Below are 25795 nucleotides of genomic sequence, written 5' to 3'. Positions count from 1 at the left end.
GCGCTGGGACGCGGGTCGGTCCGGCTCGGCGCGCCGGGCCGCGGGTCACTCGGGCTCGACGACCCCGACGCGCTGCAGCTCGGTCCAGAGTCCGGCGCCGTCCGGAGCGAACACCCACGGTGCCGCCGAGTCACGTGACCGCTCCTGCGCCTTGGAGCGACCACCCGCGAGGACCGCCTCACTCGTGGAGAGCTGCCGGATCGCCACCGCGGCGACGTTGTCGGGGTGCTCCCGCGAGAACTCGCCGTACAGCGACTCGTCGTGCTGGCCGTCGTCGCCGACCAGCAACCACTGCACGTCCGGGAAGTCCCGGGCCAGGCGACGGAGGTTCTCCTGCTTGTGCAACTGGCCGCTCCGGAAGAAGCGGTCGTGCGTCGGCCCCCAGTCCGTCAGCAACAGGGTGCCGGTCGGGTACATGTTCCGGGTGAGGAACCGCTGGAGGGTCGGCGCGACGTTCCACGCACCCGTGGACAGGTAGACCGTCGGGGCGCCGGGGTGCTGCGCCAGCACGCGTTCGTACAGCACCGACATGCCCGGCACCGGACGCCGGGCGTGCTCGGTCAGGACGAACGAGTTCCACGCCGCGAGCATCGGGCGGGGGAGGCTCGTCACCATCACGGTGTCGTCGATGTCGGAGAGCAGCCCGAAGCGGGTGTCCGGGTGCACCACGAACACGTCGGCCTGGACGGCGCGGTGGCCGCCCGCGGAGAGCTCGATCGTGCGCCACCCGGGCTCGAGGTCGATCGGGACGATGGCGTCGACCACGCCGCCGCGGTCCGACTGCACGACGTGGCTGCGGCCACCGGCCGTGATCGTGACCTCGGCCGAGTCGACCGCGACGCTCGTGAAGCTGCGCCACCCGCGCACCCCGATGTACGACGCGTCGGAGGCGAGCCCGCGCCGGGTGAGGAGCACCCGCGCGAGGACACGGACCCACCCCGGAGCGCCGTAGCCGGTGTAGGGGATCACCGTGGGGACGAGCCCGCGTCGACGGGCGCGCTGCTCGCGGAACTCCTGCACGGCGTCCTCGATGCGCGCCGCGCGGTGGAGGATCGGCTCGGCCAGCGACGGCTCGTGGGGAGTCGGGTCGGGCATCGCCCCATCATTCCACGCCGGGGCGACGCAGGACCCGAGGTTGCTCATCCTCGTCCGGGAGAGTCGCAGCCGAGTTCCAGACGAAGTCTGCGAACATTGCCCGGACACCACCGTGCACTGTCGTGTGGACGGTGAAACACAACGCACCGCGCGGGCGACCACGCGGGGAGCGCGTCGAGGACGCGAGAAGGAGTACACGTGCTCGTCACCGAGGTTTCGAACGCACTGCCGGGGGGATCATCACTGCTCAGGAACGAGCCGGTCCAAGCCCGCAGTTCGGCGCGCCTCGCCGGTCTCCTCGACGCCGCTGCCGCGGTCATCGACGAGATCGGGTTCGAGCGCCTGACCACGGCCATGGTCGCCGAGCGCGCCGGGGCGTCCATCGGCACTGTCTACCGCTACTTCCCGGACCGGATCGCCGTGGTCGAGGCCCTGGCCATCCGGTGCACCCAGCGTCTCGCCGCGCGTTTCGTCGACGCGCTCGAGTCCAGCGGCGCGACCGACTGGAAGGCCGGGTGCGACGCCCTCATCGACATGACCGCCGAGATGTACCGGACCGAGCCGGGCTTCCGTGCGATCGGTTTCGGCGACACCGCCGACGCCGGCACTGGCAACGACGACGACCGGATGGCAGCGCTCGGGGGCGCCGTCAGCCAGGTCATGCGCGAGCGGTTCGACCTGCCCGCGGGCGAGGCGGTCGACCGTGCGTGGACGGTCCTCGCCGAGTCGGGCCACGCCGTGCTCGCCCGGGCGCACGTCGACCGCGACCACCCCGACCAGGCCCTGGTCGAGGCGTACCGCGCGATGACGCACAGCTACCTCGAGACGGTCCTCCGCGACGCCTGAGCCGCGTCCGCCCATCCGACGACGCCCGCGCTCCGAAGAGGAGTCGCGGGCGTCGGCGCGTCCGTGCTCCGGCCGGTGTCGCTGTCCCTCATGCGACACGGGGCGTCACGACGGAACCCGTGTCGGTCCTCGCGGGTACTCTCGTGCGGAGTCGGGCTACCTCCGAACAGAAGGGCACCCATGATCGAGTTCCGCTCGGTACGCAAGACGTACCCGGACGGCACCACCGCGGTCGAGGACTTCAACCTCGTCATCCCCTCCCGGACCACCACGGTCTTCGTCGGGTCGAGCGGCTGCGGCAAGACGACGCTCCTCCGGATGATCAACCGCATGGTCGATCCGACCTCGGGATCGGTGTCCATCGACGGCGAGGACGTCGCCACCGTCGACCCCGTGCAGCTCCGCCGTCGCATCGGCTACGTGATGCAGAACGCCGGGCTCCTCCCGCACCGGCGGGTCGTCGACAACATCGCGACCGTGCCGCTCCTGACCGGCGTGCCCAAGGCGAAGGCACGCGAGCGTGCCCTCGAACTGATGGACACCGTCGGGCTCGACCGAGCGTTCGCGAACCGGTACCCGTCACAGCTCTCCGGCGGGCAGCAGCAGCGCGTCGGCGTCGCGCGCGGGCTCGCGGTCGACCCGAACATCCTGCTCATGGACGAGCCGTTCGGTGCCGTCGACCCCCTCGTGCGGAACGACCTCCAGGACGAGCTCATCCGGCTCCAGCGCGAGCTCGGCAAGACCGTGGTGTTCGTCACGCACGACATCGACGAGGCGTTCAAGCTCGGCGACCAGGTCGTCATCCTCAAGAAGGGCGGCGAGATCGCGCAGCAGGGCACCCCGGCCGAGATCCTCGCCGAGCCCGCGGACGACTTCGTCGCGAACTTCATCGGGGCCGGTCGCGGTCGTCGTGCCCTCCGGGTCGAGCAGACGCCGACCGGGCCGATCGTCGTCGACGGTGACGGGCGCGCTGCCGGGGTCCTGACCGGACCCGTCCAGGTGGTGGACGCAGCGGCCGCCGTGCCGCAGTCCGAGGGCGAGCGGTGAACTGGATCCAGGGCAACCTCGACACGATCACCTCGAACCTGATCGCCCACGTCTGGTTGTCCATCCCGCCGATCGTCATCAGCTTCCTGCTCTCGGTGCCGATCGGCCTGCTCGTGTCCCGGCTGCGTCGCCGACGCGGTGCCGCGCACGCGACCGGATCCACGATCGTCGTCGTCGCGAGCCTGCTGTACGCGATCCCGTCGTTCCCGTTCTTCCTCGCGCTGCCGGCCATCCTCGGGACGAGCATCCTCGATCCGGTCAACGTCGTCATCGCGCTCACCGTCTACGGCATCGCGCTCATGGCGCGGTCGGCGGCCGACGCCATCGACGCCGTCGACGTCGAGGTGGTCAGGGCGTCCGAGGCACTGGGCTACTCGCCCGCGCAGCGGTTCTTCCGCGTCGAGCTGCCGCTGTCCGGACCGGTGCTGCTCGCCGGCATCCGGGTCGTCGCGGTGTCCACCGTGAGCCTGGTCACCGTCGGTGCGCTGCTCGGCGTGCCGAACCTCGGCTTCCTGTTGACCGACGGCCTCAAGCGCGGCATCAGCGTCGAGATCATCACCGGCATCGTCCTCACCATCGTGCTGGCGCTCGTCATCGACGGGCTGCTCGTCCTGCTCGGCCGTCTGGTCATGCCCTGGACCCGAGGCCCCGGCCGTGCGGCCCGGTCCGTGCGGCGCGCCGCCGTGCGTGAGGTCCGCACCGAGGGGGCGTCAGCATGAACCTCTTCGCACAGGGCGTCGCGTGGATCTTCGCGCCCGAGAACAACACCGGGTCGAACGCGATCCTGGTCCGGCTCGGCGAGCACCTCGGGATCACCTTCGTCACCGTCCTCATCGCCATCGTGATCGCCGTGCCGCTCGGCCTCGTGATCGGGCACACCGGCAAGGGCCGTTCGCTCGCGGTCGGCATCTCGGGCGGGATCCGCGCGCTCCCGACCCTCGGTGTGCTCACGTTGCTGGCGCTGTGGATCGGGTTGGGACTCGAGGCGCCGATCATCTCGCTCGTCATCCTCGCGATCCCGTCGATCCTCGCCGGCACCTACTCCGGGGTCGAAGCCATCGACCGCGTGACCATCGACGCCGCACGTGCCCAGGGCATGACGGCTTGGCAGGTCCTCGGGCGGGTCGAGATCCCGCTCGCACTGCCGCTGATCGTCGGCGGCATCCGCGCGGCGGTGCTGCAGGTCATCGCGACGGCAACGCTCGCCGCGTACATCAACTCCGGTGGTCTGGGCGGATACGCCTTTTCGGGCCTCGCCAACTCCGACTACGTCGAGGTCCTCGGGGGATCGCTCCTCGTGATCGCCCTCGCCATCGTCTCCGAGATCGTCTTCGCCGCGCTGCAGCGGCTCGCCGTGCCCGCGGGTGTCTCCGCGGGCGCGTCGGGTGATGCGCGTCGGAGCACCCGTCGCTCGGGCAGCCGAGCACAAACCCCTGTGGAAGGAACCACCCCGTGATCACAGCAACGACCCGGCGCCTCGCCGCGACCATCGCGGTCGCGTCCGCGGCGGCCATCGCCCTCGCGGGCTGCTCCTCGAGCGACCCGCTGTCCTCCGGCTCGGACGGCGGGTCCTCCAAGACCATCACCGTCGGCTCGCAGGCCTACCCCTCGAACGAGATCATCGCGGAGCTCTACGCGCAGGAGCTCGAGCACGAGGGGTTCACCGTGAAGCGCCAGCTCAACATCGGCCAGCGCAAGGCGTACTGGCCGGAGATCGAGAAGGGGAGCATCAACGTCTTCCCCGAGTACAACGGCAACCTCCTCAACTTCCTCCTGCAGGAGGACGGCAAGGACACGACGACCGAGACCACGACGGACGGCATCAACTCCGCCCTCTCCGACGCTCTGCCGTCGGACGTCAAGGCGCTGCCGTCGGCTGACGCCTCCGACGCCGACACGTACACCGTCACGCAGGAGCTCGCGGACAAGTACGACCTGAAGTCCATCGAGGACCTCAAGAAGATCGGCGGGACGATCTCGATCGCCGCGAACCCCGAGTTCGCGACCGCCGCGTACGGCCCGAAGGGGCTCAAGGCCAAGTACGGCATCACCGGTGAGGTCAACGCACAGAACGACTCCGGTGGTCCGCTCACGATCAAGGCGATCACGAGTGGCCAGTCGCAGGTCGCGGACATCTACTCGGCCAGCGCGAGCATCAAGACCGAGAAGCTCGTCACCCTCGAGGACCCGGAGCACCTCGTGCCGGCGAACAACGTCACGCCGATCGTCTCGAAGGACCTCGACTCGAAGGCCGCCGACGCCATCGAGAAGGTGAACGACAAGCTCACCCAAGAGGCCCTGATCGACCTCAACAAGCAGAACTCGGTCGACCAGAAGTCGGCCGCTTCGGTCGCCAAGGCGTTCCTGCAGGACAACGGTCTGCTCTGACACCGCGGTACGGATCGACGACAGGCGTCGGGCTTCGGCCCGGCGCCTGTCGTCGTTCTGTCCGACGGCGTCACAGCACGCTTGTTCGGCACAACCGTGCCGTGCAGTTCTCCTGCACATTCGTGCAAAGCGCTGTTCTACAACTTGTCGAAGCAGGTGTCCGGACGGTAGCGTGGAGGTGTCCCAACGGCCTGTGACACCAGAAGTTCCCCCTCCACAGGAAGCAACTGACGTGCACCAACAGCGCGCGGCGACCCGGCTCGGAAACGCCGCATGAACGACATCCTCGATCCGCTCGTCCTGTCGCGGTGGCAGTTCGGTCTGACGACGATCTACCACTTCCTCTTCGTGCCCCTGACCATCGGCATGGCCGTGGTCGTCGCCGTGTTCCAGACCGCGTGGGTCCGGACGGGGCGGGCGCACTACCTGCAGCTCACCCGGTTCTTCGGGCGCATCTTCCTCATCAACTTCGCGATGGGCGTCGTCACCGGCATCGTCCAGGAGTTCCAGTTCGGCATGAACTGGTCGAACTACTCGCGGTTCGTCGGTGACGTGTTCGGTTCGCCGCTCGCGCTCGAGGGCATCCTGGCGTTCTTCTTCGAGGCGGCGTTCATCGGCCTCTGGATCTTCGGCTGGGACCGCCTGCCGAAGAAGGTGCACCTCGCGACCATCTGGTGCGTGAGCATCGGCACGATGCTGTCGGCGTACTTCATCCTCGCGGCGAACGCGTTCATGCAGCACCCGGTCGGCTATGCGATCAACGAGGCCAAGGGTCGCGCCGAGCTCACCGACATCTGGGCCGTGCTGACCAACAAGGTCGCCCTCGCGGCCTTCCCGCACACGCTGTTCGGCGCGTTCATGGTCGCCGCGTCGGTGATCATCGCGGTCGCCGCGTGGCACCTCGCCCGCAACCAGAACCTCGAGACGATGATGCCGGCGCTGAAGTTCGGCATGTGGACGATGCTGGCGTCCGGGGCGCTCACGGTCCTCACCGGCGACCAGCTCGGCCTGACGATGGTCGACACCCAGCCGATGAAGATGGCCGCGGCCGAGGCGCTGTACAACACCTCGACCGGCAAGGACGCCTCGTTCTCGATCTTCACGCTCGGGACGCCGGACGGGGTGCACGAGCTGTTCTCGATCCGCATCCCGTACCTGCTGTCGTTCCTCTCGACCCACACGTTCAACGGCACGGTCGAGGGCATCAACGACCTCCAGGCGCAGTACTCGCAGGTGTACGGCGCCGGCGACTACAAGCCGATCATCTGGGTCACGTACTGGGCGTTCCGCTGGATGATCGCCCTCGGCGTGGGTGCCGTCCTGGTGTCGCTCGTCGGGCTCTGGCTGACCCGCAAGGGGCGCTTCCCGCAGCAGCGCTGGGTCTGGCGCGTCGCGACCTGGGCGATGCCGCTGCCGATGGCCGCGATGATCATGGGCTGGATCTTCACCGAGATGGGCCGTCAGCCGTGGTTGGTCTTCGGGCTGCTCAAGACCGCCGACGGTGTCTCGCCGAACGTGACCGGGCTCGAGGTCCTGATCTCGCTGATCGTGTTCACGCTCATCTACGGCGCCCTGGCGGTGGTCGAGTTCCGGCTCATCAAGAAGGTCGCACAGGAGGGCCCCGCCGCCCCGGCGGAGGTCGACGCGGAGACCGGTGAGGTCAAGCACGAAGTGACGGTGTACTGAGATGGACCTGCCTGTTCTCTGGTTCGCGATCGTCGCCCTGTTCTTCGTCGGGTACTTCGTCCTCGACGGGTTCGACTTCGGTGTCGGGATGTCCCTGCCGTTCCTCGGCAAGGACGACACTGACCGCCGGGTGCTCATCAACACGATCGGCCCCGTCTGGGACCTCAACGAGACGTGGGTCATCGTCGCCGGTGCCTGCCTGTTCGCGGCGTTCCCCGAGTGGTACGCCACGATGTTCTCCGGGTTCTACCTGGCGCTGCTGCTCATCCTCGCGGCGCTCATCGCCCGCGGCGTCTCCTTCGAGTACCGCCACCAGAACAAGCACGCCGAGTGGAAGCGCCGCTTCGACCTGATGATCATCGTCGGCAGCGCCGTGCCGTCGTTCCTCTGGGGCGTCGCGTTCGGCAACGTCGTCCGCGGCATCCCGATGGACGCCGGACACAACTACACGGGCACGCTGTTCGACCTGCTCAACCCGTTCGCGCTGCTCACCGGCCTCGCGACCCTGATGGTGTTCTTCACGCACGGCGCCGTGTTCGTCGCGCTCAAGACCGAGGGCGAGATCCGGGTCCGTGCGAAGCGACTCGCGACCCGTGCGGGCGTCGTCACGATCGTCGTCGGCGCGGCGTTCCTCGTCGCGATGGCGTTCGTCCGGGCGACCCCGGCGAGCCTCGTGCTCTCCGTGGTGGCGGCACTGGCACTCGTCCTCGCGGTCCTGTGCAACGCGTGGGGCAAGGAGGGGCGCGCGTTCACGCTCATGGCGGTCACGATTGCGGCGGTCGTCCTGGCGATGTTCACCGCGATCTTCCCGAACGTGATGCCCGCGTCGAACGACCCGGCCAACAGCCTGACCGTGGTCAACGCCTCCAGCGGGCAGTACACGTTGACCGTGATGAGCTGGGTGGCGCTGATCTTCGTGCCGCTCGTGCTCGCGTACCAGGCCTGGACCTACTGGGTCTTCCGCAAGCGCGTCTCCCGGGCCCACATCGTCCAGGCTGCCCACTAGCCGGCAACCCGGGCGAAGCACGCCGACCCGGACGAAGAACCCAGACCAGGAGGACGCTCGTGAAGCCGCTCGACCCGCGACTGCTGCGACTGTCGCGCACGGCGCGCGGCTTCATCGTCGCGGCCGCGGGCACCGGGCTGCTCCGGACCCTGGCGACGATCGCGATCGCCTGGGGCATCGCCGCGGCCGTCACCATCGGGGTCGATGCGGTCCGCGACGGCGCGCTCCCCGCGACGTTCGCCCAGGCGCTCGGCCTGCTCGGCGGTGCGTTCGTCGTGCGGGCCGTCGCGGCGTGGGCCACCGACGACCTCGCCGCCCGGGCTGCGGCGCGCGTGAAGAGCGAGCTGCGTGCGACCGTCCTCACCCGGGCGGCCGAGCGCGGTCCGGAGTGGCTGGCCGAGCGGTCCAGCGCCGGGTTCGCGACGACGCTCGGGCCGGGCCTCGACGCCCTCGACGCCTACTTCGGTCGCTACCTGCCGCAGCTCGCGCTCACGGCCGTCGCGACCCCGGCGCTGCTCGTGGCGATCGGCGTCGGCGACCTCACGAGCGGGCTCATCGTGCTGTGCGCCCTGCCGGTCATCCCGGTGTTCATGATCCTCATCGGCCTTGCGACGCAGGCGCTGCAGCGGAAGCAGTCGGACGCCCTCGCGAGCCTCGGCGGCGCCTTCACCGAGGCGGTCGAGGGCCTCGCAACGCTCAAGGTCTTCGGACGGGCGCGGCGCCAGGTCGGCCGGATCGGGAAGCTCACGGATGCCTACCGGAAGCAGACGATCGGCGTCCTCCGGCTCTCGTTCGTCAGCGGCTTCGCCCTCGAGCTCGCGGCGAGCCTCGCGGTCGCACTCGTCGCCGTGTCGATCGGCGTCCGGCTCGTCGACGGGTCGCTCGGCCTCGGGGCCGCGATGTTCGTGCTCGTCCTCGCCCCGGAGGCGTTCGCACCGATCCGACAGGTCGGCGCCGACTTCCACGCTGCGCAGGACGGCGTCGAGGCCGCGGCGTCGGTCCTCGACGTCCTCGACGACGACACGACCGGCGACGGGCACCGCGCACCCGCGGTCGCCGCAACGGGAGCGACCGCCCTCGTCCTCGACGGGCTGACGATCCACCGTCCTGACGTCGTCATCGGGCCGATCGACCTCCGGGCCGCGCCCGGCACGGTCGTCGCGCTCTCCGGACCCAGTGGCTCCGGCAAGTCGAGCATCATCGCCGCCGTCCGCGGTGCACTCCCGCACGAGGGGACCGTGACGGTGCCCGGCTCGGCCGGCAGCACCGCAGCGGAGCGCACGACCTGGGCGGACCAGCGCCCGCGTCTGGTCCGCGGGACGATCGCGGAGAACGTCGCGCTCAGCGCGACCCCTGACGCGCCGGCCGTGGCGGCCGCGCTCGGTGCGGCGGGGCTGGGACTCGACCCCGGCCTCCCGGTCGGATCCGGCGGCGCCGGCCTCTCCGGCGGGCAGGCGCAGCGCGTCGCCGTCGCGCGCGCCCTGTACCGCGTCGCCCGCGCTGACACGCCGCTCGTTCTGCTCGACGAGCCGACCTCCGCGCTCGACGCGGACGCCGAGGCGCGCGTCGTGGCCACCATCCGGCGGCTCGCTGCCGACGGCCGCGTCGTGGTCGTCGCCAGCCACCGACCGGCCGTCCTGGCAGCGGCGGACGTCCGGGTCGACGTCGGCTCCACGTCGGTCGCCGTGACGAGCGGGGCACGAGCATGAGCCGGGAGGCCCGACCCACGTCCGTCCTGCGGCTCGCCATGCCGCGCGGGGCCGGTTGGGGCAAGGCCGTGGCAGCCGGCGCGCTCAGCGCACTGTGCGCGGTCGCGCTGCTCGCCGCGAGCGGCTACCTCATCACGCGGGCGGCAGAGCACCCGCCGATCCTGTACCTGACGCTCGTCATGGTCGGGGTGCGCGCGTTCGCGCTCGGCCGTGCCGCGCTCCGCTACGTCGACCGGCTCGCCGGGCACGACGCGTCGTTCCGGCAACTCGCGGTCGTGCGCACGGAGATGTACCGCCGGTTGTCGTCGGTCGCGCCGGCCGGGCTCGGGGCCACCGGACGTGGCGACCTCCTCACCCGACTCGTCACCGACACCGACCGGCTGCAGGACCTGCCGATCCGGGTCGTCGGGCCGCTCGTCTCCGCCGGGGTCGTCGCCGTGCTCTCGGTGGTCGCGGTCGCGCTCGTGTCGGTACCGGCCGCGGTCGTGCTGCTGCTCGCGCTCGGGGTCGCAGCGCTCGTCGGTTCGGTCGTGACCGCCGCGGTCGCCCGGCGCTCCGACGAGCGAACGGCTGCGGAGCGGGGTCGGGTCGCGGACCTCGTGCTCGACACCGTCCGCACCCTCGACGTGTTCACCGCGTACGGCACGCTCGACGAACGGCTCGACCACATCGCGCAGCTCGACGCCCGGGTCACCGCGGCGGTGCGGCGCCGCGGCGCCGTCGAGTCGCTCGTCGGTGCGCTCGTCGGGTTGATCGGCGGCGGCGCAGTCGTCGGCATCCTCGCGGTCGGGGCGCCCGCCGTGGTCTCCGGGGCGCTCGACGGGCCGCTGTGGGCGCTCGCGGTGTTCGTGCCGCTCGCCCTCTTCGAGGTCGTTGGCGGCGTCCCGCTGGCGGTCCTGACCCTCCGACGGGTCCGGGCGGCGGCGGACCGCGTGGAGCAGGTGGTGCCCGCGACCGTGCCGGACGGCATCGTGCCGGAGCCCTCCGCAGCCGCCGACCCTGCCTCGCTCGTGGTCGACGGGCCCGTGACGGTGTCCCTCCGGGATGTGTCGGTGCGCTGGCCGGGCGCGAGCGTCGACGCCGTGTCCGAGGTGTCGCTCGACCTGCTGCCCGGCGAGGTCGTCGTCCTCGAGGGGCCGAGCGGCGCGGGCAAGAGCACGCTCGTCGACGCGCTCGTGCGGTTCGTCGACCACCGGGGATCCTTCACGATCGACGGCGTGCCGGCGAAGGACATGCACCCCGACGCGGTCCGTGCGCGCATCGGGCTCATCGAGCAGGACCCGTTCGTCTTCGACCAGTCGGTCCGGCAGAACCTGCTCTTCGCGCGCGACACCGCGACCGACGCCGAGCTGCTCGACGTGCTCGACCGCGTCGGCCTCGGATCGTGGGTCGCCGGACGCGGCGGGCTCGACGCGGGCGTGGGGGAGCGCGGCGTGCTCGTCTCCGGCGGCCAGGCGCACCGGCTCGCGCTCGCGCGGGCGCTCCTGCACGCCTTCCCGGTGCTCGTGCTGGACGAACCGACGGCCGACATCGACCCCGACCTGGCGGACGCCCTGCTGCGCGACCTCGTCGGCGCGGCGCGGCGGGCCGGACGGACCGTCGTCATCGTGTCGCACGTCCCGGTGCCGGCCGACCTCGTCGACCGGACCGTGCGGATGCGGGCCGGGCGGCTCGTCGCCGCGTGACGCGGCTGCTCAGCCGCCACCTGGCGGGCCGGCGGGGACGTCTCGGGGCCGGGCCGAGCCTCCAGGCCTTGTACCCTTGTTGACCGTGACCACCGAGCAGTACGCCGAGGACCCGAACGCCTACGACTTCCGTCGTCTCCAGGAGAAGTGGCAGCCCCGCTGGGAAGAGCTCGGGCTCTTCACCACGGACCTCGACGACACCCGGCCGCGCAAGTACATCCTCGAGATGTTCCCGTACCCGTCCGGCGACCTGCACATGGGGCACGCCGAGAACTGGGCGCTCGGCGACTTCGTCGCGCGCTACTGGCGGCAGCAGGGGTTCAACGTGCTGCACCCCATCGGCTGGGACTCCTTCGGTCTGCCCGCGGAGAACGCGGCGATCAAGCGCGGCGTCGACCCGAAGGAGTGGACCTACGCGAACATCGAGCAGCAGAAGGCCTCGTTCAAGCGGTACGCGCCGTCCTTCGACTGGACGACCGAGATCCACACCTCGGACCCGGAGTACTACAAGTGGAACCAGTGGCTGTTCCTCAAGATGTACGAGAAGGGCCTGGCCTACCGGAAGGACAGCTGGGTCAACTGGGACCCGGTGGACCAGACCGTGCTCGCGAACGAGCAGGTGCTGCCCGACGGCACCTCCGACCGCTCCGGTGCCGTCGTCGTCAAGAAGAAGCTGACGCAGTGGTACTTCAAGATCACGGAGTACGCGGACCGGCTGCTCGACGACCTCAACCAGCTCGAGGGGCGCTGGCCGGCGAAGGTCATCGCGCAGCAGCGGAACTGGATCGGCCGGTCGGTCGGTGCCGACGTCGACTTCGTGATCGAGGGGCGCGACGAGCCCGTCACGGTCTTCACCACGCGCCCCGACACCATCCACGGCGTGACGTTCCTGGTCGTGGCGCCGGACTCGGACCTGGCCGCGGCGCTGGTCGCCGACGACTCGGTGTCGGCTGACGTCCGAGCAGACTTCGACGCCTACCTCGTCGCCACGCAGAAGACCTCCGAGATCGACCGGCAGAACGCCGACCGGCCGAAGACCGGCGTGCCGCTCGGCCGCTTCGCGATCCACCCGCTGACGGGGGAGCGACTGCCGATCTGGGCCGCCGACTACGTCCTCGCCGACTACGGCCACGGCGCCGTCATGGCCGTGCCCGCGCACGACCAGCGCGACCTCGACTTCGCCCGGGCGTTCGACCTGCCCGTGAAGGTCGTGGTGGACACGAACGCACCGGTGACCGGCGCGATCCCGGTGATCCCGGACGGCGCGACGCTGGAGGACCTGCCGGCGCTCGACCCGGTGTCGACCGGCGAAGCCCTGACCGGCACCGGTCGGATGATCAACTCCGGGCCGCTCGACGGCATGTCGAAGCAGCACGCCATCACCGCGGCGATCCGCCTGCTCGAGGAGCGCGGGACCGGCCGTGCGGCCAAGACCTACCGCCTGCGCGACTGGCTCATCTCCCGTCAGCGCTTCTGGGGCACCCCGATCCCGATCATCCACGGCGCCGACGGCACCGAGCACCCGGTGCCGATGGACGAGCTGCCGGTCCGCCTGCCGTCCACGGAGGGGCTCGACCTCAAGCCGAAGGGCACCTCGCCGCTCGGTGGAGCGACCGACTGGGTGAACGTCCCGAACCCCGTCGACGGCACCCCGGCGACGCGCGACACCGACACGATGGACACCTTCGTCGACTCGTCGTGGTACTTCCTGCGCTTCCTCGCGGCGAACGACGACACGCAGGCGTTCGACCCCGCGACCGCGCGGAAGTGGGCGCCGGTCGACCAGTACATCGGCGGCATCGAGCACGCGATCCTGCACCTGCTCTACGCGCGCTTCGTGACGAAGGTCCTGTTCGACCTCGGCTACCTCGACTTCACCGAGCCCTTCACAGCGCTGCTCAACCAGGGCATGGTGCTGTCCGGCGGCTCGAAGATGTCGAAGTCGAAGGGCGGTGTGTCCCTCGGTGACGAGCTCGACGCGAACGGCGTCGACGCGATCCGTCTGGTGATGGGCTTCGCCGGACCGCCGGAGGACGACATCAACTGGGAGGACGTCTCCCCGTCGGCGTCCGCACGCTTCCTGGCCCGCGCGTACCGGCTCGCGCTCGACGTCACCTCGTCGAAGGACGTCGTGTGGGCCGACGGCGACCGGGCACTCCGTCAGGTGACGCACCGGTTCCTCGCCGACGCCCCCGGGCTCATGGAGTCGTTCAAGTTCAACGTCGTGATCGCGCGGCTCATGGACCTCGTGAACGTGACGCGCAAGGCGATCGACAGCGGCCCCGGCGCCGGCGACCCCGCCGTGCGCGAGGCCGTCGAGACGATCACGCTCGGCCTCGCCGTGTTCGCGCCGTACGTCGGCGAGGAGATGTGGGAGAAGCTGGGTTACGAGCCCACGGTCGCCACGTACGGGTGGCGGAAGGCCGACCCGACGCTGCTCGTGCAGGACACCCTGACGGCGGTCGTGCAGGTGAACGGCAAGGTGCGCGACTCGTTCGAGGTCTCGAAGTCGATCGAGCCGTCCGAGCTGGAGTCGCTCGCGCGGGGGTCGGCGAACGTGCAGCGCTACATCGGGGACCGGGAGATCGTGAAGGTGATCGTGCGGGCGCCGAAGCTGGTGAACATCGCGATCAAGGGGTAGCGCGGGGCTGCACGCGGTTCCGCACGCGTTCCTGCACTGCGGGGCGTACCGGTCGGGTTCTCCACCGGTGGCACTGACGGAGCCCGGCCGGACGGCCGGGCTCCGTACCGTTCCGGCATGTCTTCGTCGCCGGGTCCTCCATCGTCGGGTCCTTCGTCATCGTCGGGCTCGTGGTCGTCGCGCCTCGCGTTGACACCCCGGGCGGCGGTGCTGCTCGCCGGGGTGGTCGCCGCGGTCGCGCTGGCCGTCGTCGTCCTCGGCGGCGGCGGTGCGGGTGGGGGACCGGGACCGACCGAGGTCGTGGTGAGCGGGGCGACGGAGGACCCGGCGTCAGCCTCACCGGGTCCGACCGGGTCGTCGGGCGCCGCGTCGGTGGGTGCGTCGTCGGCGTCGGCGTCGGTGGTCGTCGTGCACGTCGCCGGGGCGGTGGCAGATGCGGGCATCGTCAGCCTGCCTGCGGGCAGTCGGGTCGCCGCCGCCGTGGAGCGGGCCGGCGGCGCCGCTCGCGACGCCGACCTCGGGCGCCTCAACCTCGCCCGTCCCGTCGTCGACGGTGAACGGGTGTACGTGCCACGCGTGGGCGAGGACGACCCGCCGCCGGAGATCGCGCCGGGTGTCGGTGCGGAGAGCGGTGCGACGGGCGGTGGAGCCAGCTCGGGAGCCGGCGGCACCGGCGCCGCGGACAGTGCGGTCGACCTGAACAGCGCCGACGCCGACGCGCTCGAGACCCTGCCGGGGATCGGTCCGGCACTCGCGGCACGGATCATCGCCTGGCGTGCGGAACACGGGCGGTTCGGCTCGGTGGAGGACCTCCTCGACGTCAGCGGCATCGGTGACGCGAAGTTCGCGGACCTGCGGGACCGCGTCCGTGTCTGACGGCATCACCCGTGTCGGACGAACGGTCGGCGCGCGGGTCGCGGACCTGCGCATCGCGGTCCCCGCGGTGTCCGCCTGGGGAGCGTCGGCCGTCCTCGTCGGGAGTCCGGACCGGGCGGTCCTCGTGGTGGTCGCCGCGGGCATGGTCGCGGCCGTCGGGATCGTGCTCCTGTTCGTCAGGGGCATCGGGGGTGGCGGAGCCGTGTCGCTCGCGGCCGTGGTGACCATCGTCGTGACGACCGCCCTGCTCGTCGCCCTGGTCTCGGTCGCGGTCGCCGTCGGCCAGGAGCGTCGGTCGCCTGGCGTCCTGACCGACCCAGGCGGTCGGAGTGCCGTGCAGGTGACGATCGACCGTGACCTCGAACGGGGTGCGCGGTCGGTGACGGGGGCGCTGACCGCAGCAGACGGCGTGACGGCGCTCCACGTCCCGGTCCGTCTGGTCCCTGACGGTGACGCCAGCGCGCCGGGGCGACTCGCGGCCGGCAGCACGGTCCACGCGACGGCGTCGGTCGAGCAGGACGATCCCGGATCGCCGACCGCGTTCGTCGTGTTCCTGCGCGGCTCGGTGCGGGTGGACCCACCAACCGGCCTGCTCGCTGCGACCGACCGTTCGAGGCAGGCCTTCGTCGCCGTCACCGCGGACCTCCCCGAACCCGGGGCCGCGCTGCTGCGAGGCATGGCGATCGGCGATCGGAGCGGGCTCGACCCGGCCACCGAGGCCGCGATGGAGACGACCGCGCTCACCCACCTGACCGCAGTGTCCGGGGCGAACTGCGCCGTGATCGTCGGCCTCGTGGTCCTGCTCGGACGTGCGCTCGGGCTGCCCCGGGTCGTGCGGGCGGCCGTCGCCGTGGGCTTCCTGCTCGCCTTCGTCGTGCTGGTGCGGCCCGATCCGTCGATCGTCCGCGCGACCGTGATGGCGGTCGTGGTGCTCGTGGTGCACCTGTCGGGGCGTCCGGTCCGTGGCGTTCCGCTCATCGCCCTCGCCGTCGTGGGCATGCTGACCATCGACCCGTGGTACTCGAGGTCGTTCGCCTTCGCCCTGTCCGTGCTCGCCACCTCCGGGATCGTGGTCCTCGCGCCACCGCTGACGGCGCTGCTCGCCCGGCGGGTCTGGCCTCCGGTGGCGGCGGCGGTCGCGGTGCCCGTGGCGGCGCAGGTGGCGTGCTGGCCGGTCACGATCCTGCTCGCACCGCACCTGCAGACCTACGGTGTGCCGGCGAACCTGCTGGCGGAGCCGCTGGCTCCGGTCGTCACCGTCCTGGGCCTCGCATCGTGCCTGGTCGCGCCGGTGTGGCCGGGCGGAGCAGCGGTCGTCGCGGGCGTGGCGTGGGTGCCGGCGAGCGTCGTCGGTCACGTCGCTCGGACGGCCTCGACGTTCCCCGGTGCCTCGGCGCCGTGGCCGTCGGGCCCGTCCGGGGTGCTCCTCGCGGTGGTGGTGTGCGGGGGCGTCGCCGTGGCGGTGTTCGTCGGGACGTCGGTCCGCGTCCGGCTGTTGCTCGCGTCGGCCGTGGTCCTGGTCGTCGGCGTCGGGGCGATCGGTGTGCCACGGCTCGTCGTACGGGGGAGCGTCCCCGCTGACTGGACCGTCGCCGCGTGCGACGTGGGCCAGGGTGACGCCGTGCTGCTGCGTTCCGGCACGGCGGTCGCGCTGGTCGACACCGGCGACGAGCCCGAGCTCCTGCGCGCCTGTCTCCGCCTGTTGCGGGTCGACCGGATCGCCCTGCTCGTGCTGACGCACTTCGACCGCGACCACGTCGGAGCGGTGCCCGAGGTCGCGGGCTCCGTGACGACGGCGCTCGTCGGCCCGGTCGGCCGTCCCGCCGACGACCGTGTGGTGCAGGGGCTCCGACAGGGCGGTGCCGACGTGCTCCGCGCCGCCGCCGGGACGTCCGTCGGCCTCGGGCGCCTCCTCCTCGACGTCGTCTGGCCGCTGCCGACGGCGACCGAGTCCGGGAACGACGCGAGCATCGTCCTGCGCGTCGGGCCGAGGGACGGCGACACCCCGGGCCCGTCCGCGCTGCTGCTCGGAGACCTCGGCGAGTCCGCGCAGCGGCGGATGCGGACGTCGTCCCGCAGCGGCGGGGGAGGTCTCGAGCCGGTCGACGTCGTGAAGGTGTCGCACCACGGTTCGGCCGACCAGGACGCCGGGCTCTACCGGGCGATCCGGGCGCCCGTGGCCCTGATCGGGGTCGGTGCCGACAACTCGTACGGCCATCCGACCCGTCGGACGCTCGACCTGCTCGCTGCGACCGGGACCGTCGTCTACCGCACGGACGTCCACGGCTCGGTCGTCCTGGCGCCGGGAGCGGACGGGCCGCGCGTGTGGACCGAGCGGTCGTCGGGGGCGCCGAGTCCGTCGTCGGACCGCGCGTCCGTCGGCCGACCTCCGGCGTCGCGGGTCGGCTGCCGGCATCGCCGACCGCCCTCCGGCGTCGCCGGTCGACTTCCGACGTCGCCGGTCGACCTCCGGCGTCGCCGGTCGACCTCCGGCGTCGCCGGTCGACGTCCGGCGTCGCCGGTCGGCCGTAGGATCGTCAGCGCGAGCGGCGCACCGCCGATCGCAGCACCGGAAGGACCGCATGCCCGCCAGGAAGCCCGCGCGCGCTGCCGCGAAGATCGATCAGGTCCCGTGGTCGGGCGTCCGACCGGCGCCCGTCGTGCTCGTGACCGGGCCGGAGGCGTTCCTGGCAGACCGCGCGATCAGCGTGCTGCGCGACCTGCTCGTCGGCGAGGACCCGGCACTCGAGATCCATGACCTCGAGGCCGACCAGTACGCCCCGGGGCTCCTGGCGACGCTCGCCAGTCCGTCGTTGTTCGGCGAACCCCGCCTCGTGCGGGTGACCAACGTCGAGAAGTGCACCGACGCCTTCATCACGGAGACGATCGCCTACCTCGAAGGCCCGGCGGACGACGTCACCCTCGTGCTCCGGCACGGCGGTGGCATGCGCGGCAAGAAGCTGCTCGACACGATCCGCAGCGGCGTCGGCGGGGGCGTCGAGGTGCAGTGCGACGAGCTCAAGCGCGAGACCGACCGTGTCGACTTCGTCAACGCGGAGTTCCGGGCCGCCCGCCGCAAGATCGCCCCGTCGGCGGTCCGCACGCTCGTGGCGGCCTTCGCTGACGACCTCGCCGAGCTCGCGGCGGCGTGCCGCCAGCTCCTCGCCGACTCCGCCGAGGAGATCACCGACAAGGTGGTCGACAAGTACTACGGCGGCCGCGTCGAGACGAACGCCTTCAAGGTGGCGGACATCGCCCTCGCCGGCCGTTCGGCGCCCGCGATCGTGGAGCTCCGGCACGCGCTCGCCACGGGTGAGGCACCCGTGCCGATCGTCGCAGCGTTCGCGAGCAAGATCCGGACGATGGCGAAGGTCAGTGCGTTCCGCGGGTCGAGCGGGCAGGCTGCGTCTGCGCTCGGGATGGCGCCGTGGCAGGTGCAGCGTGCGCAGCGGGACGTCGCGGGGTGGAGCGAGGCCGGGCTGGCGAACGCGATCCTCAGCATCGCGGCTGCGGACACGGCGGTGAAGGGCGGCTCGCGCGACGCCCACTACGCACTCGAGGTCATGGTCCGCACCATCGCCCGGCGCGGCGAGGACCGCTGAGCGTTGGCCGTCCGGGCGTCCGTGTCCGCCGACGATCCCAGCGACACCGGTTCGACGAACCAGCCGTCGAGCAACCCCTGCAACGTCGAAGCGCGCGCGTTCCGTCAGCCCGGCCTTGCACCCCGGGAACGACGAAGGCCCCGCACCGAACGGTGCGGGGCCTTCGTGCAGGGAGTCACGCTCAGAGAGCGGAGACCTTCTTCGCGATGGCCGACTTGCGGTTCGCGGCCTGGTTCTTGTGGATGACGCCCTTGCTCACGGCCTTGTCGAGCTTCTTCGACGCGAGGGCCAGGGCCGCGACGGCCTTGTCCTTGTCGCCCGAGGCGATCGCCTCGTTGGTGTGGCGGATGTACGTCTTGAGCTCCGAACGGTACGCCTTGTTCCGCTCGGTGGCCTTGAGGTTGGTCTTGATCCGCTTGATCTGCGACTTGATGTTCGCCATGCGTGTTGCTCCTGTTCGTCTCTACGGGTGGTCGCGACCGCTGGGTAGAGGGGCCCTTGGTCGCATCGCGTTCCACCCGTGGGCGGGGAACGCGGAAGCCAGCCACCAACACTACCAGGCGCGGGGCTGCCGACCAAAGCTCGACAGGCCGTGAACCGGAGCCGGGTCGCCGGAACGACACGGCACCCGAACGGGCCGAAACCGCCCGGCAACACGCGGTCGCTACCGTGGCGGTCATGCCGTCCCTCGCACCACGCATCGACACCGTCCCCGCCTCCGGCATCCGGAGGGTCTTCGAGCAGGCCGCACTGCTCCGCGCGGACGGCACGGACGTCACGATGCTCGTGATCGGCGAGCCCGACGTCCCGGTCGCGCCGCACATCGGCGAAGCCGCGCGCCGCGCCTGGACGGAGGACCGCACGGACTACACACCCAACGGCGGGATCGCTCCGCTCCGTCAGGCGATCAGGGAGAAGCTGCTCCGTGAGAACCGCATCGAGGTCGACCTCGAGCAGGTCTGGATGACGATCGGCGCGACGCAGGCGCTGTTCCAGGCGATGACGCTCGTGCTCAGCCCGGGCGACGAGGTCCTCGTGCCGGACCCCGGCTACACGACGTTCACGATGAACGCGCACATCCTCGGCGCGGTACCGGTGCCGTACCAGCTGACGCCGCAGCACGGCTTCGAGCCGGACCTCGCGGCGCTGGAGGCGAGCATCACCGAGCGCACCAGGGCGATCATCGTCAACTCGCCGTCGAACCCGCTCGGCTCGGTCTTCGGCGAGGAGACGCTCCGCGATCTCCTGGCACTCGCGAAGCGGCACGACCTCTGGGTCGTCAGCGACGAGGTCTACGAGTACTTCACGTACGGCACCCGGCACGTGAGCATCGCCGCGCTGGACGAGGACGACCGGGTGTTCTCGGCGTTCTCGTTGAGCAAGACGTACGCGATGACGGGCGTCCGGGTGGGGTACCTCGTGACGCCGAAGGGCCTCGGCCCGACGATGCGCACCACCCAGGAGGCGATGATCAGCTGCGTCGCCGAGCCCGACCAGTACGCGGCCCTCGCGGCGATCGTCGGGGACCACTCGGCGGTCCGGGACGCCCGCGAGCACTACCGCGCGAACCTCGAGGTCGCGAAGGAGGTCCTCGACGCCGTGGGCATCCGGTACCTCGACCCACGGGGCGCGTTCTACCTCTGGGTCGACGTCTCGCACGCCTCGGGCGGCGACGTCGCCGAGTGGACGCTCGCCCTGCTGCACCGCGAGCACGTCGCCGTGGCGCCGGGCAGCGCGTTCGGTCGCACCGGCGAGGGGTGGGTCCGCGTGTCGCTGGCGGCCACCGCGGAGGACCTCCGACGCGGCCTGGGTGCGCTCCCTGCGCCGGCCAGGGCGACCGTCTGACGAGACGGCGCGAGCCGCCGCGACGGCGACCGTCTGACGGACGGGAGGCGCGGTGCGGCCCCGCCCCAGGCCTCCCGGCATTCCTGCACAGGGCGCAGGGCTGCGCCCGGTCTCCACACGACGGCCCGGGACTGCGCGCTGCCGGCGCCCGGACGTGGGACAATCGTTCGACCGTCCCGACCCCTGAGGAACCGTGAGCCCACAAGCATCCGCGCCGCTCGAGCCCGCCGCGACCCCGGCCGAGGCGATCCGCAACTTCTGCATCATCGCGCACATCGACCACGGCAAGTCCACGCTGGCCGACCGCATGCTGCAGATCACCGGCATCGTCGAGGAACGGGCGATGCGCGCGCAGTACCTCGACCGCATGGACATCGAGCGTGAGCGCGGCATCACGATCAAGTCGCAGGCCGTCCGCATGCCGTGGGAGCTCGACGGCAAGACGTACGCGCTGAACATGATCGACACGCCGGGGCACGTCGACTTCTCGTACGAGGTCTCGCGCTCGCTGGCCGCGTGCGAGGGGGCGATCCTCCTCGTCGACGCCGCGCAGGGGATCGAGGCGCAGACCCTCGCGAACCTCTACCTGGCGCTCGAGAACGACCTCGAGATCATCCCGGTCCTGAACAAGATCGACCTCCCCGCCGCCGAGCCGGACAAGTACGCGGCCGAGCTCGCGCAGCTCATCGGCGGCAAGCCGGAGGACGTACTGCGCGTCTCCGGCAAGACCGGCGTCGGCGTCCCCGAGCTCCTCGACCGCGTGGTCGGCACGGTCCCGCCGCCCGTCGGCACCGTCGACGCACCGCCCCGCGCGATGATCTTCGACTCCGTCTACGACAGCTACCGCGGCGTGGTCACCTACGTCCGCATGGTGGACGGCACCATCTCGCCGCGCGAGAAGGTGCAGATGATGTCCACGAAGACGACACACGAGATCCTCGAGATCGGGGTGTCGTCGCCGGAACCGAAGCCGACGAAGGGGCTCAGCGTCGGCGAGGTCGGGTACCTCATCACCGGCGTGAAGGACGTCCGCCAGTCGAAGGTCGGCGACACCGTCACGAGCGCGCAGAAGCCCGCGACCGACCCGCTGGCCGGCTACACCGACCCGAAGCCGATGGTGTTCTCGGGGCTGTACCCGATCGACGGCTCCGACTACCCGGACCTCCGCGAAGCACTCGACAAGCTCAAGCTGTCCGACGCCGCCCTCGTGTACGAGCCCGAGACCTCCGTGGCGCTCGGGTTCGGGTTCCGCTGCGGGTTCCTCGGCCTGCTGCACCTCGAGATCATCACCGAGCGCCTCAGCCGCGAGTTCGGCCTCGACCTCATCACCACTGCTCCGAGCGTGATCTACGAGGTCACGAACGAGGACAACTCCGTCACCGAGGTCACGAACCCGTCGGAGTTCCCGGGCGGTCGCATCGTCGAGGTCCGCGAGCCGATGGTGCGCGCGGCGATCCTCGCCCCGAAGGACTACGTCGGCGCGATCATGGAGCTCTGCCAGTCGCGCCGCGGCTCCCTGCTCGGCATGGAGTACCTCGGCGAGGACCGCGTCGAGATCCGGTACGAGATCCCGCTCGGCGAGATCGTCTTCGACTTCTTCGACCAGCTCAAGAGCAAGACGCAGGGCTACGCGTCGCTCGACTACGAGCCCACGGGTGACCAGGCGGCAGACCTCGTCAAGGTCGACATCCTCCTCCAGGGCGAGCAAGTGGACGCGTTCAGCGCGATCGTCCACCGCGACAAGGCGTACGCGTACGGCACCCTCATGACCGAGCGGCTCCGCAAGCTCATCCCTCGGCAGCAGTTCGAAGTGCCCATCCAGGCTGCGATCGGCGCGCGGATCATCGCCCGCGAGAGCATCCGCGCCATGCGCAAGGACGTCTTGGCGAAGTGCTACGGCGGTGACATCACCCGCAAGCGCAAGCTCCTCGAGAAGCAGAAGGAGGGCAAGAAGCGCATGAAGATGGTGGGTCGTGTCGAGGTGCCGCAGGAAGCCTTCATCGCGGCGCTCTCGGGCGACGTCGAGGAGAAGAAGAAGTAGCGGCTCAGCGGGCGCGATCGGTGCGCGCCCGCCACGCGGCCAGACACACGGCCGGGAGGCACGCGGTGGCGAGTCCGGCCAGTGCGGTCCGCCAGGTGCTCCACTCCGACATCCCGACGAACGTCGTCTGCTGACTCGCGACGACGGACGCCGCGGCCGAGGTGAGGGCGAGCAGGACCGTTCCGCCCACGAGCCAGGGAACGATCGCGTGTCGGTGGGAGCGACGAACGACGACCACGAGCAGCGCGCCGAACAACAGCACACCGGCGCCGACGCCCGCGACCGCGACCTCGGCGAGCAGGGTGCTGACGATCGGGTACGGGTCGAGCGGGGGCTCGGTCGTGACCTGCACGGGGAGGGCCGCACGTGCCTCGTACGCGTCGACGACGAGCCGTGCGGCGAGCGCGAGCGCGAAGGCGGCGGCGGTGAGGGTGCCGAGCGTCCGCACCGTGCGGTCGGTCCGCGGACGGGGGTCGGCGGTCGAGGTGGGCACGGGGTGACGATAGCGGTGTGGCGGAGGCGGTCCGAGCCTCCAGTTCGGGGCTCCCCGCGTGCAGCGGGCGGTTCCCGCCCCAAGTAGGCTGGTCGGCATGAGTTCCCGCGGCAGCTACCGGACCGCCCTGACGTACGGCGCGGTCGGCGCGACCCAGGCATCGGACCTCATGACGTACCCGCCGGAGGGCTTCACGCCCACCGAGTCCCGTGCCCGGATCGGCCACGGTGACGCCCGCTTCGAGACGGCCGTGACGCAGGCGCTGTCCTGGCAGATCCAGGAGCGCAGCGGGATCCGCGTGCGTGTCGACGACCAACCCGACGACGCCGAGGTCCGCTACAACCCGGTGACGTTCGACGAGCACGGGGTCCCGATCGCTCCCGCGTCGATCGGCACACCGAAGGTCGAGCGGTTCGCGCCCGACGGCACGCCGCTGTTGACCGCGGGGACGACCGCGACGCTCACGATGCACGCGTTCGGCCAGACCGTGCACGCACCCGTCCGGGTCGTGTCGATCATCGACGAGACGGACCGGAAGGGCTTCGTCTACGGCACGCTCGAGGGCCACCCGCTCTCCGGCGAGGAGTCGTTCGTCGTCGAGCGCACCCCGGACGGCTCGGTCTGGCTGCAGCTGCGGCAGTTCTCGCAGCCGGCGAGCCGGAAGTGGCGCCTCGTCGAGCCGCTGCTCCGTCGGCAGCAGAAGGTCATGGCCGAGAAGTACCTCGCGGCACTGCGCGGCGACTGAGCACTCCGCGCGTCGGCCGACGTGACGCCTGCCGAGTCTCGGCTCGGCGGACACTTCCGCGGGCCGGACGGCACGAAACTGTCCGCGTACCCGAGTCTCGGCATCCGCGCGCCGAGGGACGGCGTCAGCGCAGCGATGGGAGCGCGGCGATCGCGTCCTCGATCAGCGCCACGTCCTGCAGGCAGTCCCGCGCCACCGCGACCGCGCCCGTCGCCCGCAGCGCCTCGACGTCGTAGACGCCCGTCGCGACCGCGAGGAACGGGATGCCCGCCACGTCCGCGGCCTCGCCGTCGCGCGGGGTGTCGCCGAGGATCACGGCCCGCTCGCCCCGGAGCGCCACGGCCGCACGTCCGGTGACGCCGGCGCGGTCGACCTCCTCGTCGCCGAAGAACGAGTGCGCCCAGTCGAACGCCTCGAGGTCGAACCCTGCGCCGCGCAGCTTGACCCGTGCCCGGTGCTCGGAGTTGCCGGTGAGCAGCCCGTTGCGCCAGCCCAGCACCGCGAAGCGTCGGACCAGCTCGCGGGCACCCGGTGCCGGCTTCCGGTGGTCACCGGCACGGAAGCGTTCGTCGGTGAGGTCGCGCAGGTGTGCGGACACGGTCGGGATGAGTGCGTCGTCGAAGTCGTGCGCCCGGACGTGCTCGGCGATGAGGCCGGCATCGGTGCGGCCGTGCTGGTGCCCGACGCGCAGGGTGAGGTCGCGGCCGACCGCCCGCTCGAGCGCCAGGTGGTACAGGTTGCCCGGCGACGCGGCGTTCAGCACGAGGGTGCCGTCGATGTCCCACAGCACCGTGGTGGGGACGGTGTGGTGCTCCATGCCTCCATCATGACCGAGAATGGAGTCCATGCCGAGCGCCCTGCCGATCGCCGATCCCGCTCCGTCGGACGGACTGGTCACCCCCGGACCGGGAGCGGGCGACGTCCCGTTCGGCGTCTACGTGCACGTGCCGTTCTGCCGCGTCCGGTGCGGCTACTGCGACTTCAACACCTACACGGCGTCCGAGCTGCGCGGGGTCCGGCGCGACGACTACGCGGGGCACGCCGTGCAGGAGATCCGCTTCGCCGCAGACGTCCTCGAGCGCTCCGGTGTGCCCCGCCGTCCGGTGACGACGGTCTTCTTCGGCGGCGGGACCCCGACGATGCTGCCGGCCGACGACCTCGTGATGATCCTCCGTGCGATCGACGAGACGTGGGGGATCGTGCCCGGCGCCGAGGTCACCACGGAGGCGAACCCGGACTCCGTGGACGCGGCCTCGCTGCAGACCCTCCGGGAGGGCGGGTTCACCCGCGTCAGCTACGGCATGCAGTCAGCCGTGCCGCACGTCCTCGCCACGCTCGACCGCACGCACGACCCCGAGCGCGTGCCGCTCGTGGTGGACCTCGCGAAGCAGCAGGGCCTGGACGTGTCGCTCGACCTCATCTACTCGACGCCGGGGGAGTCCCTCGACGACTGGCGGGTCTCGCTGGACGCGGCGATCGCGTGCGCGCCCGACCACGTTTCGGCGTACTCCCTCATCGTCGAGGAGGGCACCGCGATGGGTCGGATGGTCGCGCGGGGCGAGCTGCCGGCTCCCGACGACGACCTCGCCGCCGACATGTACGAGCTCGCCGACGACGTGCTCAGCGCGGCCGGGTACTCCTGGTACGAGGTGTCCAACTGGGCACGTCTCGATGCCGACGGCGGCACGGCCGGCCACGCCAGTCGGCACAACCTGTCGTACTGGAAGGGCCACGACTGGTGGGGCGTCGGCCCGGGGGCGCACTCCGCGGTCGCCGGCACCCGCTGGTGGAACGTCAAGCACCCGGCCGCGTACGCGAACCGGGTGCTCGCGGGGGAGTCGCCGGCCGCCGGTCGCGAGACCCTCGACGACGAGACCCGGTACGTCGAGCGCGTGCTGCTCGCGGCACGGGTCCGCGGGGAGCTCGCCACGTCGGAGCTCCGCCGGGAGGCCCGTGGTCGCGTCGCCGGACTCATCGCACGTGGTCTGGTGGACGGGGCGGCCGCGGTGCGGGGACGGGTCGAGCTGACGAGGCAGGGTCGGCTGCTCGCCGACGCGGTGGTCCGCGAGCTGCTCGACTGAGTCGGCCGG

Annotated in this window: 21 protein-coding genes; 17 read left to right on the top strand and 4 right to left on the bottom strand. The window is 71.4% G+C overall.

Annotation, left to right across the window (positions count from 1 at the left end):
• Positions 1–45: 45 nt before the first annotated feature.
• Entirely contained in the window at positions 46–1095 is a 1050-nt protein-coding gene (locus NS184_RS09450; RefSeq protein ID WP_058725872.1) for an App1 family protein, read from the bottom strand.
• A 198-nt stretch (positions 1096–1293) separates the two neighbouring features.
• Between NS184_RS09450 and NS184_RS09445 the strand changes: the two genes are divergently transcribed.
• The 13 genes from NS184_RS09445 (at position 1294) to holA (ending at position 18581) form a co-directional block, all read left to right on the top strand.
• On the top strand, positions 1294–1941 hold the full coding sequence (locus NS184_RS09445) for a TetR/AcrR family transcriptional regulator (RefSeq protein WP_058725871.1): 648 nt from the start codon (positions 1294–1296) through the stop codon (positions 1939–1941).
• 180 nt (positions 1942–2121) lie between these two features.
• Positions 2122–2988 carry an ABC transporter ATP-binding protein gene (locus tag NS184_RS09440; protein WP_058725870.1) on the top strand — a complete coding sequence of 289 codons (867 nt, stop codon included), beginning with the start codon at positions 2122–2124 and terminating at the stop codon, positions 2986–2988.
• Positions 2985–3707, top strand: a complete 723-nt coding sequence (locus NS184_RS09435; RefSeq protein ID WP_058725869.1) for an ABC transporter permease — start codon at positions 2985–2987, stop codon at positions 3705–3707. The genes NS184_RS09440 and NS184_RS09435 overlap by 4 nt, the downstream gene beginning before the upstream one ends.
• Positions 3704–4444, top strand: coding sequence for an ABC transporter permease (locus NS184_RS09430; RefSeq protein WP_058725868.1), 741 nt, complete (start codon positions 3704–3706; stop codon positions 4442–4444). Before NS184_RS09435 ends, NS184_RS09430 begins: the two co-directional genes overlap by 4 nt.
• Complete coding sequence (locus NS184_RS09425) at positions 4441–5376, top strand: ABC transporter substrate-binding protein (RefSeq protein WP_058725867.1); 936 nt, start codon at positions 4441–4443, stop codon at positions 5374–5376. The genes NS184_RS09430 and NS184_RS09425 overlap by 4 nt, the downstream gene beginning before the upstream one ends.
• 273 nt (positions 5377–5649) lie before the next feature.
• Complete coding sequence (locus NS184_RS09420; protein ID WP_058725866.1) at positions 5650–7062, top strand: cytochrome ubiquinol oxidase subunit I; 1413 nt, start codon at positions 5650–5652, stop codon at positions 7060–7062.
• 1 nt (position 7063) lies between these two features.
• Positions 7064–8068 (top strand): cytochrome d ubiquinol oxidase subunit II, encoded by a 1005-nt coding sequence (cydB, locus tag NS184_RS09415; protein ID WP_058725865.1) that lies wholly within the window; start codon positions 7064–7066, stop codon positions 8066–8068.
• 59 nt (positions 8069–8127) lie between these two features.
• Entirely contained in the window at positions 8128–9777 is a 1650-nt protein-coding gene (cydD, locus tag NS184_RS09410; protein WP_058725864.1) for a thiol reductant ABC exporter subunit CydD, read from the top strand.
• A complete protein-coding gene (gene cydC / locus NS184_RS09405; RefSeq protein WP_058725863.1) occupies positions 9774–11462 on the top strand; it encodes a thiol reductant ABC exporter subunit CydC in 1689 nt (562 codons plus the stop codon). The genes cydD and cydC overlap by 4 nt, the downstream gene beginning before the upstream one ends.
• Before the next feature lie 85 nt (positions 11463–11547).
• Positions 11548–14103 carry a leucine--tRNA ligase gene (gene leuS, locus NS184_RS09400; protein WP_058725862.1) on the top strand — a complete coding sequence of 852 codons (2556 nt, stop codon included), beginning with the start codon at positions 11548–11550 and terminating at the stop codon, positions 14101–14103.
• 117 nt (positions 14104–14220) lie between these two features.
• On the top strand, positions 14221–14979 hold the full coding sequence (locus tag NS184_RS17435) for a ComEA family DNA-binding protein (RefSeq protein ID WP_083513586.1): 759 nt from the start codon (positions 14221–14223) through the stop codon (positions 14977–14979).
• Positions 14972–17737: a ComEC/Rec2 family competence protein gene (locus NS184_RS17430; protein WP_083513585.1), complete on the top strand. Its 2766-nt coding sequence runs from the start codon at positions 14972–14974 to the stop codon at positions 17735–17737. The genes NS184_RS17435 and NS184_RS17430 overlap by 8 nt, the downstream gene beginning before the upstream one ends.
• A complete protein-coding gene (gene holA / locus NS184_RS09390) occupies positions 17646–18581 on the top strand; it encodes a DNA polymerase III subunit delta (RefSeq protein WP_193750439.1) in 936 nt (311 codons plus the stop codon). The genes NS184_RS17430 and holA overlap by 92 nt, the downstream gene beginning before the upstream one ends.
• Positions 18582–18762: 181 nt before the next feature.
• On the opposite strand, the gene rpsT is transcribed toward holA, so the two are convergent.
• Positions 18763–19023 (bottom strand): 30S ribosomal protein S20, encoded by a 261-nt coding sequence (rpsT, locus tag NS184_RS09385; RefSeq protein ID WP_058725860.1) that lies wholly within the window; start codon positions 19021–19023, stop codon positions 18763–18765.
• 236 nt (positions 19024–19259) lie between these two features.
• Here rpsT and NS184_RS09380 point away from each other — a divergent pair, with 236 nt between their 5' ends.
• Both NS184_RS09380 and lepA read left to right on the top strand, forming a co-directional pair.
• On the top strand, positions 19260–20426 hold the full coding sequence (locus NS184_RS09380; protein ID WP_058725896.1) for a pyridoxal phosphate-dependent aminotransferase: 1167 nt from the start codon (positions 19260–19262) through the stop codon (positions 20424–20426).
• A gap of 193 nt (positions 20427–20619) precedes the next feature.
• The gene (gene lepA / locus NS184_RS09375) at positions 20620–22467 is read left to right on the top strand and encodes a translation elongation factor 4 (protein ID WP_058725859.1); all 1848 of its coding nucleotides are present in this window, start codon (positions 20620–20622) and stop codon (positions 22465–22467) included.
• 4 nt (positions 22468–22471) lie between these two features.
• Here the strand turns inward: lepA and NS184_RS09370 are convergent, their stop codons facing one another.
• Positions 22472–22960 carry a hypothetical protein gene (locus NS184_RS09370; protein WP_058725858.1) on the bottom strand — a complete coding sequence of 163 codons (489 nt, stop codon included), beginning with the start codon at positions 22958–22960 and terminating at the stop codon, positions 22472–22474.
• A 97-nt stretch (positions 22961–23057) separates the two neighbouring features.
• Here NS184_RS09370 and NS184_RS09365 point away from each other — a divergent pair, with 97 nt between their 5' ends.
• Entirely contained in the window at positions 23058–23705 is a 648-nt protein-coding gene (locus NS184_RS09365; RefSeq protein WP_058725857.1) for a DUF1990 family protein, read from the top strand.
• Between the two features lie 124 nt (positions 23706–23829).
• Here the strand turns inward: NS184_RS09365 and NS184_RS09360 are convergent, their stop codons facing one another.
• Positions 23830–24522, bottom strand: a complete 693-nt coding sequence (locus NS184_RS09360; RefSeq protein ID WP_058725856.1) for an HAD family hydrolase — start codon at positions 24520–24522, stop codon at positions 23830–23832.
• Positions 24523–24550: 28 nt separating this feature from the next.
• Between NS184_RS09360 and hemW the strand changes: the two genes are divergently transcribed.
• Positions 24551–25786: a radical SAM family heme chaperone HemW gene (gene hemW / locus NS184_RS09355; protein WP_058725895.1), complete on the top strand. Its 1236-nt coding sequence runs from the start codon at positions 24551–24553 to the stop codon at positions 25784–25786.
• Positions 25787–25795 lie beyond the last annotated feature (9 nt).

It is taken from the genome of Curtobacterium luteum, from assembly GCF_001475545.1.
GTDB classification, from domain to species: domain Bacteria; phylum Actinomycetota; class Actinomycetes; order Actinomycetales; family Microbacteriaceae; genus Curtobacterium; species Curtobacterium luteum_A.
The sequence above is the reverse complement of the archived record's forward strand: the minus strand, read 5'-3'. Positions and strand labels throughout refer to the sequence as shown.

Coding starts and splice junctions, on each gene's coding strand:
- cydB (WP_058725865.1), top strand. CDS start 7,064: ATGGACCTGCCTGTTCTCTGGTTCGCGATCGTCGCCCTGTTCTTCGTC.
- NS184_RS09430 (WP_058725868.1), top strand. CDS start 3,704: ATGAACCTCTTCGCACAGGGCGTCGCGTGGATCTTCGCGCCCGAGAAC.
- NS184_RS09420 (WP_058725866.1), top strand. CDS start 5,650: ATGAACGACATCCTCGATCCGCTCGTCCTGTCGCGGTGGCAGTTCGGT.
- rpsT (WP_058725860.1), bottom strand. CDS start 19,023: ATGGCGAACATCAAGTCGCAGATCAAGCGGATCAAGACCAACCTCAAG.
- NS184_RS09360 (WP_058725856.1), bottom strand. CDS start 24,522: ATGGAGCACCACACCGTCCCCACCACGGTGCTGTGGGACATCGACGGC.
- NS184_RS09440 (WP_058725870.1), top strand. CDS start 2,122: ATGATCGAGTTCCGCTCGGTACGCAAGACGTACCCGGACGGCACCACC.
- NS184_RS09365 (WP_058725857.1), top strand. CDS start 23,058: ATGAGTTCCCGCGGCAGCTACCGGACCGCCCTGACGTACGGCGCGGTC.
- NS184_RS17435 (WP_083513586.1), top strand. CDS start 14,221: ATGTCTTCGTCGCCGGGTCCTCCATCGTCGGGTCCTTCGTCATCGTCG.
- NS184_RS09450 (WP_058725872.1), bottom strand. CDS start 1,095: ATGCCCGACCCGACTCCCCACGAGCCGTCGCTGGCCGAGCCGATCCTC.
- cydC (WP_058725863.1), top strand. CDS start 9,774: ATGAGCCGGGAGGCCCGACCCACGTCCGTCCTGCGGCTCGCCATGCCG.
- NS184_RS09380 (WP_058725896.1), top strand. CDS start 19,260: ATGCCGTCCCTCGCACCACGCATCGACACCGTCCCCGCCTCCGGCATC.
- hemW (WP_058725895.1), top strand. CDS start 24,551: ATGCCGAGCGCCCTGCCGATCGCCGATCCCGCTCCGTCGGACGGACTG.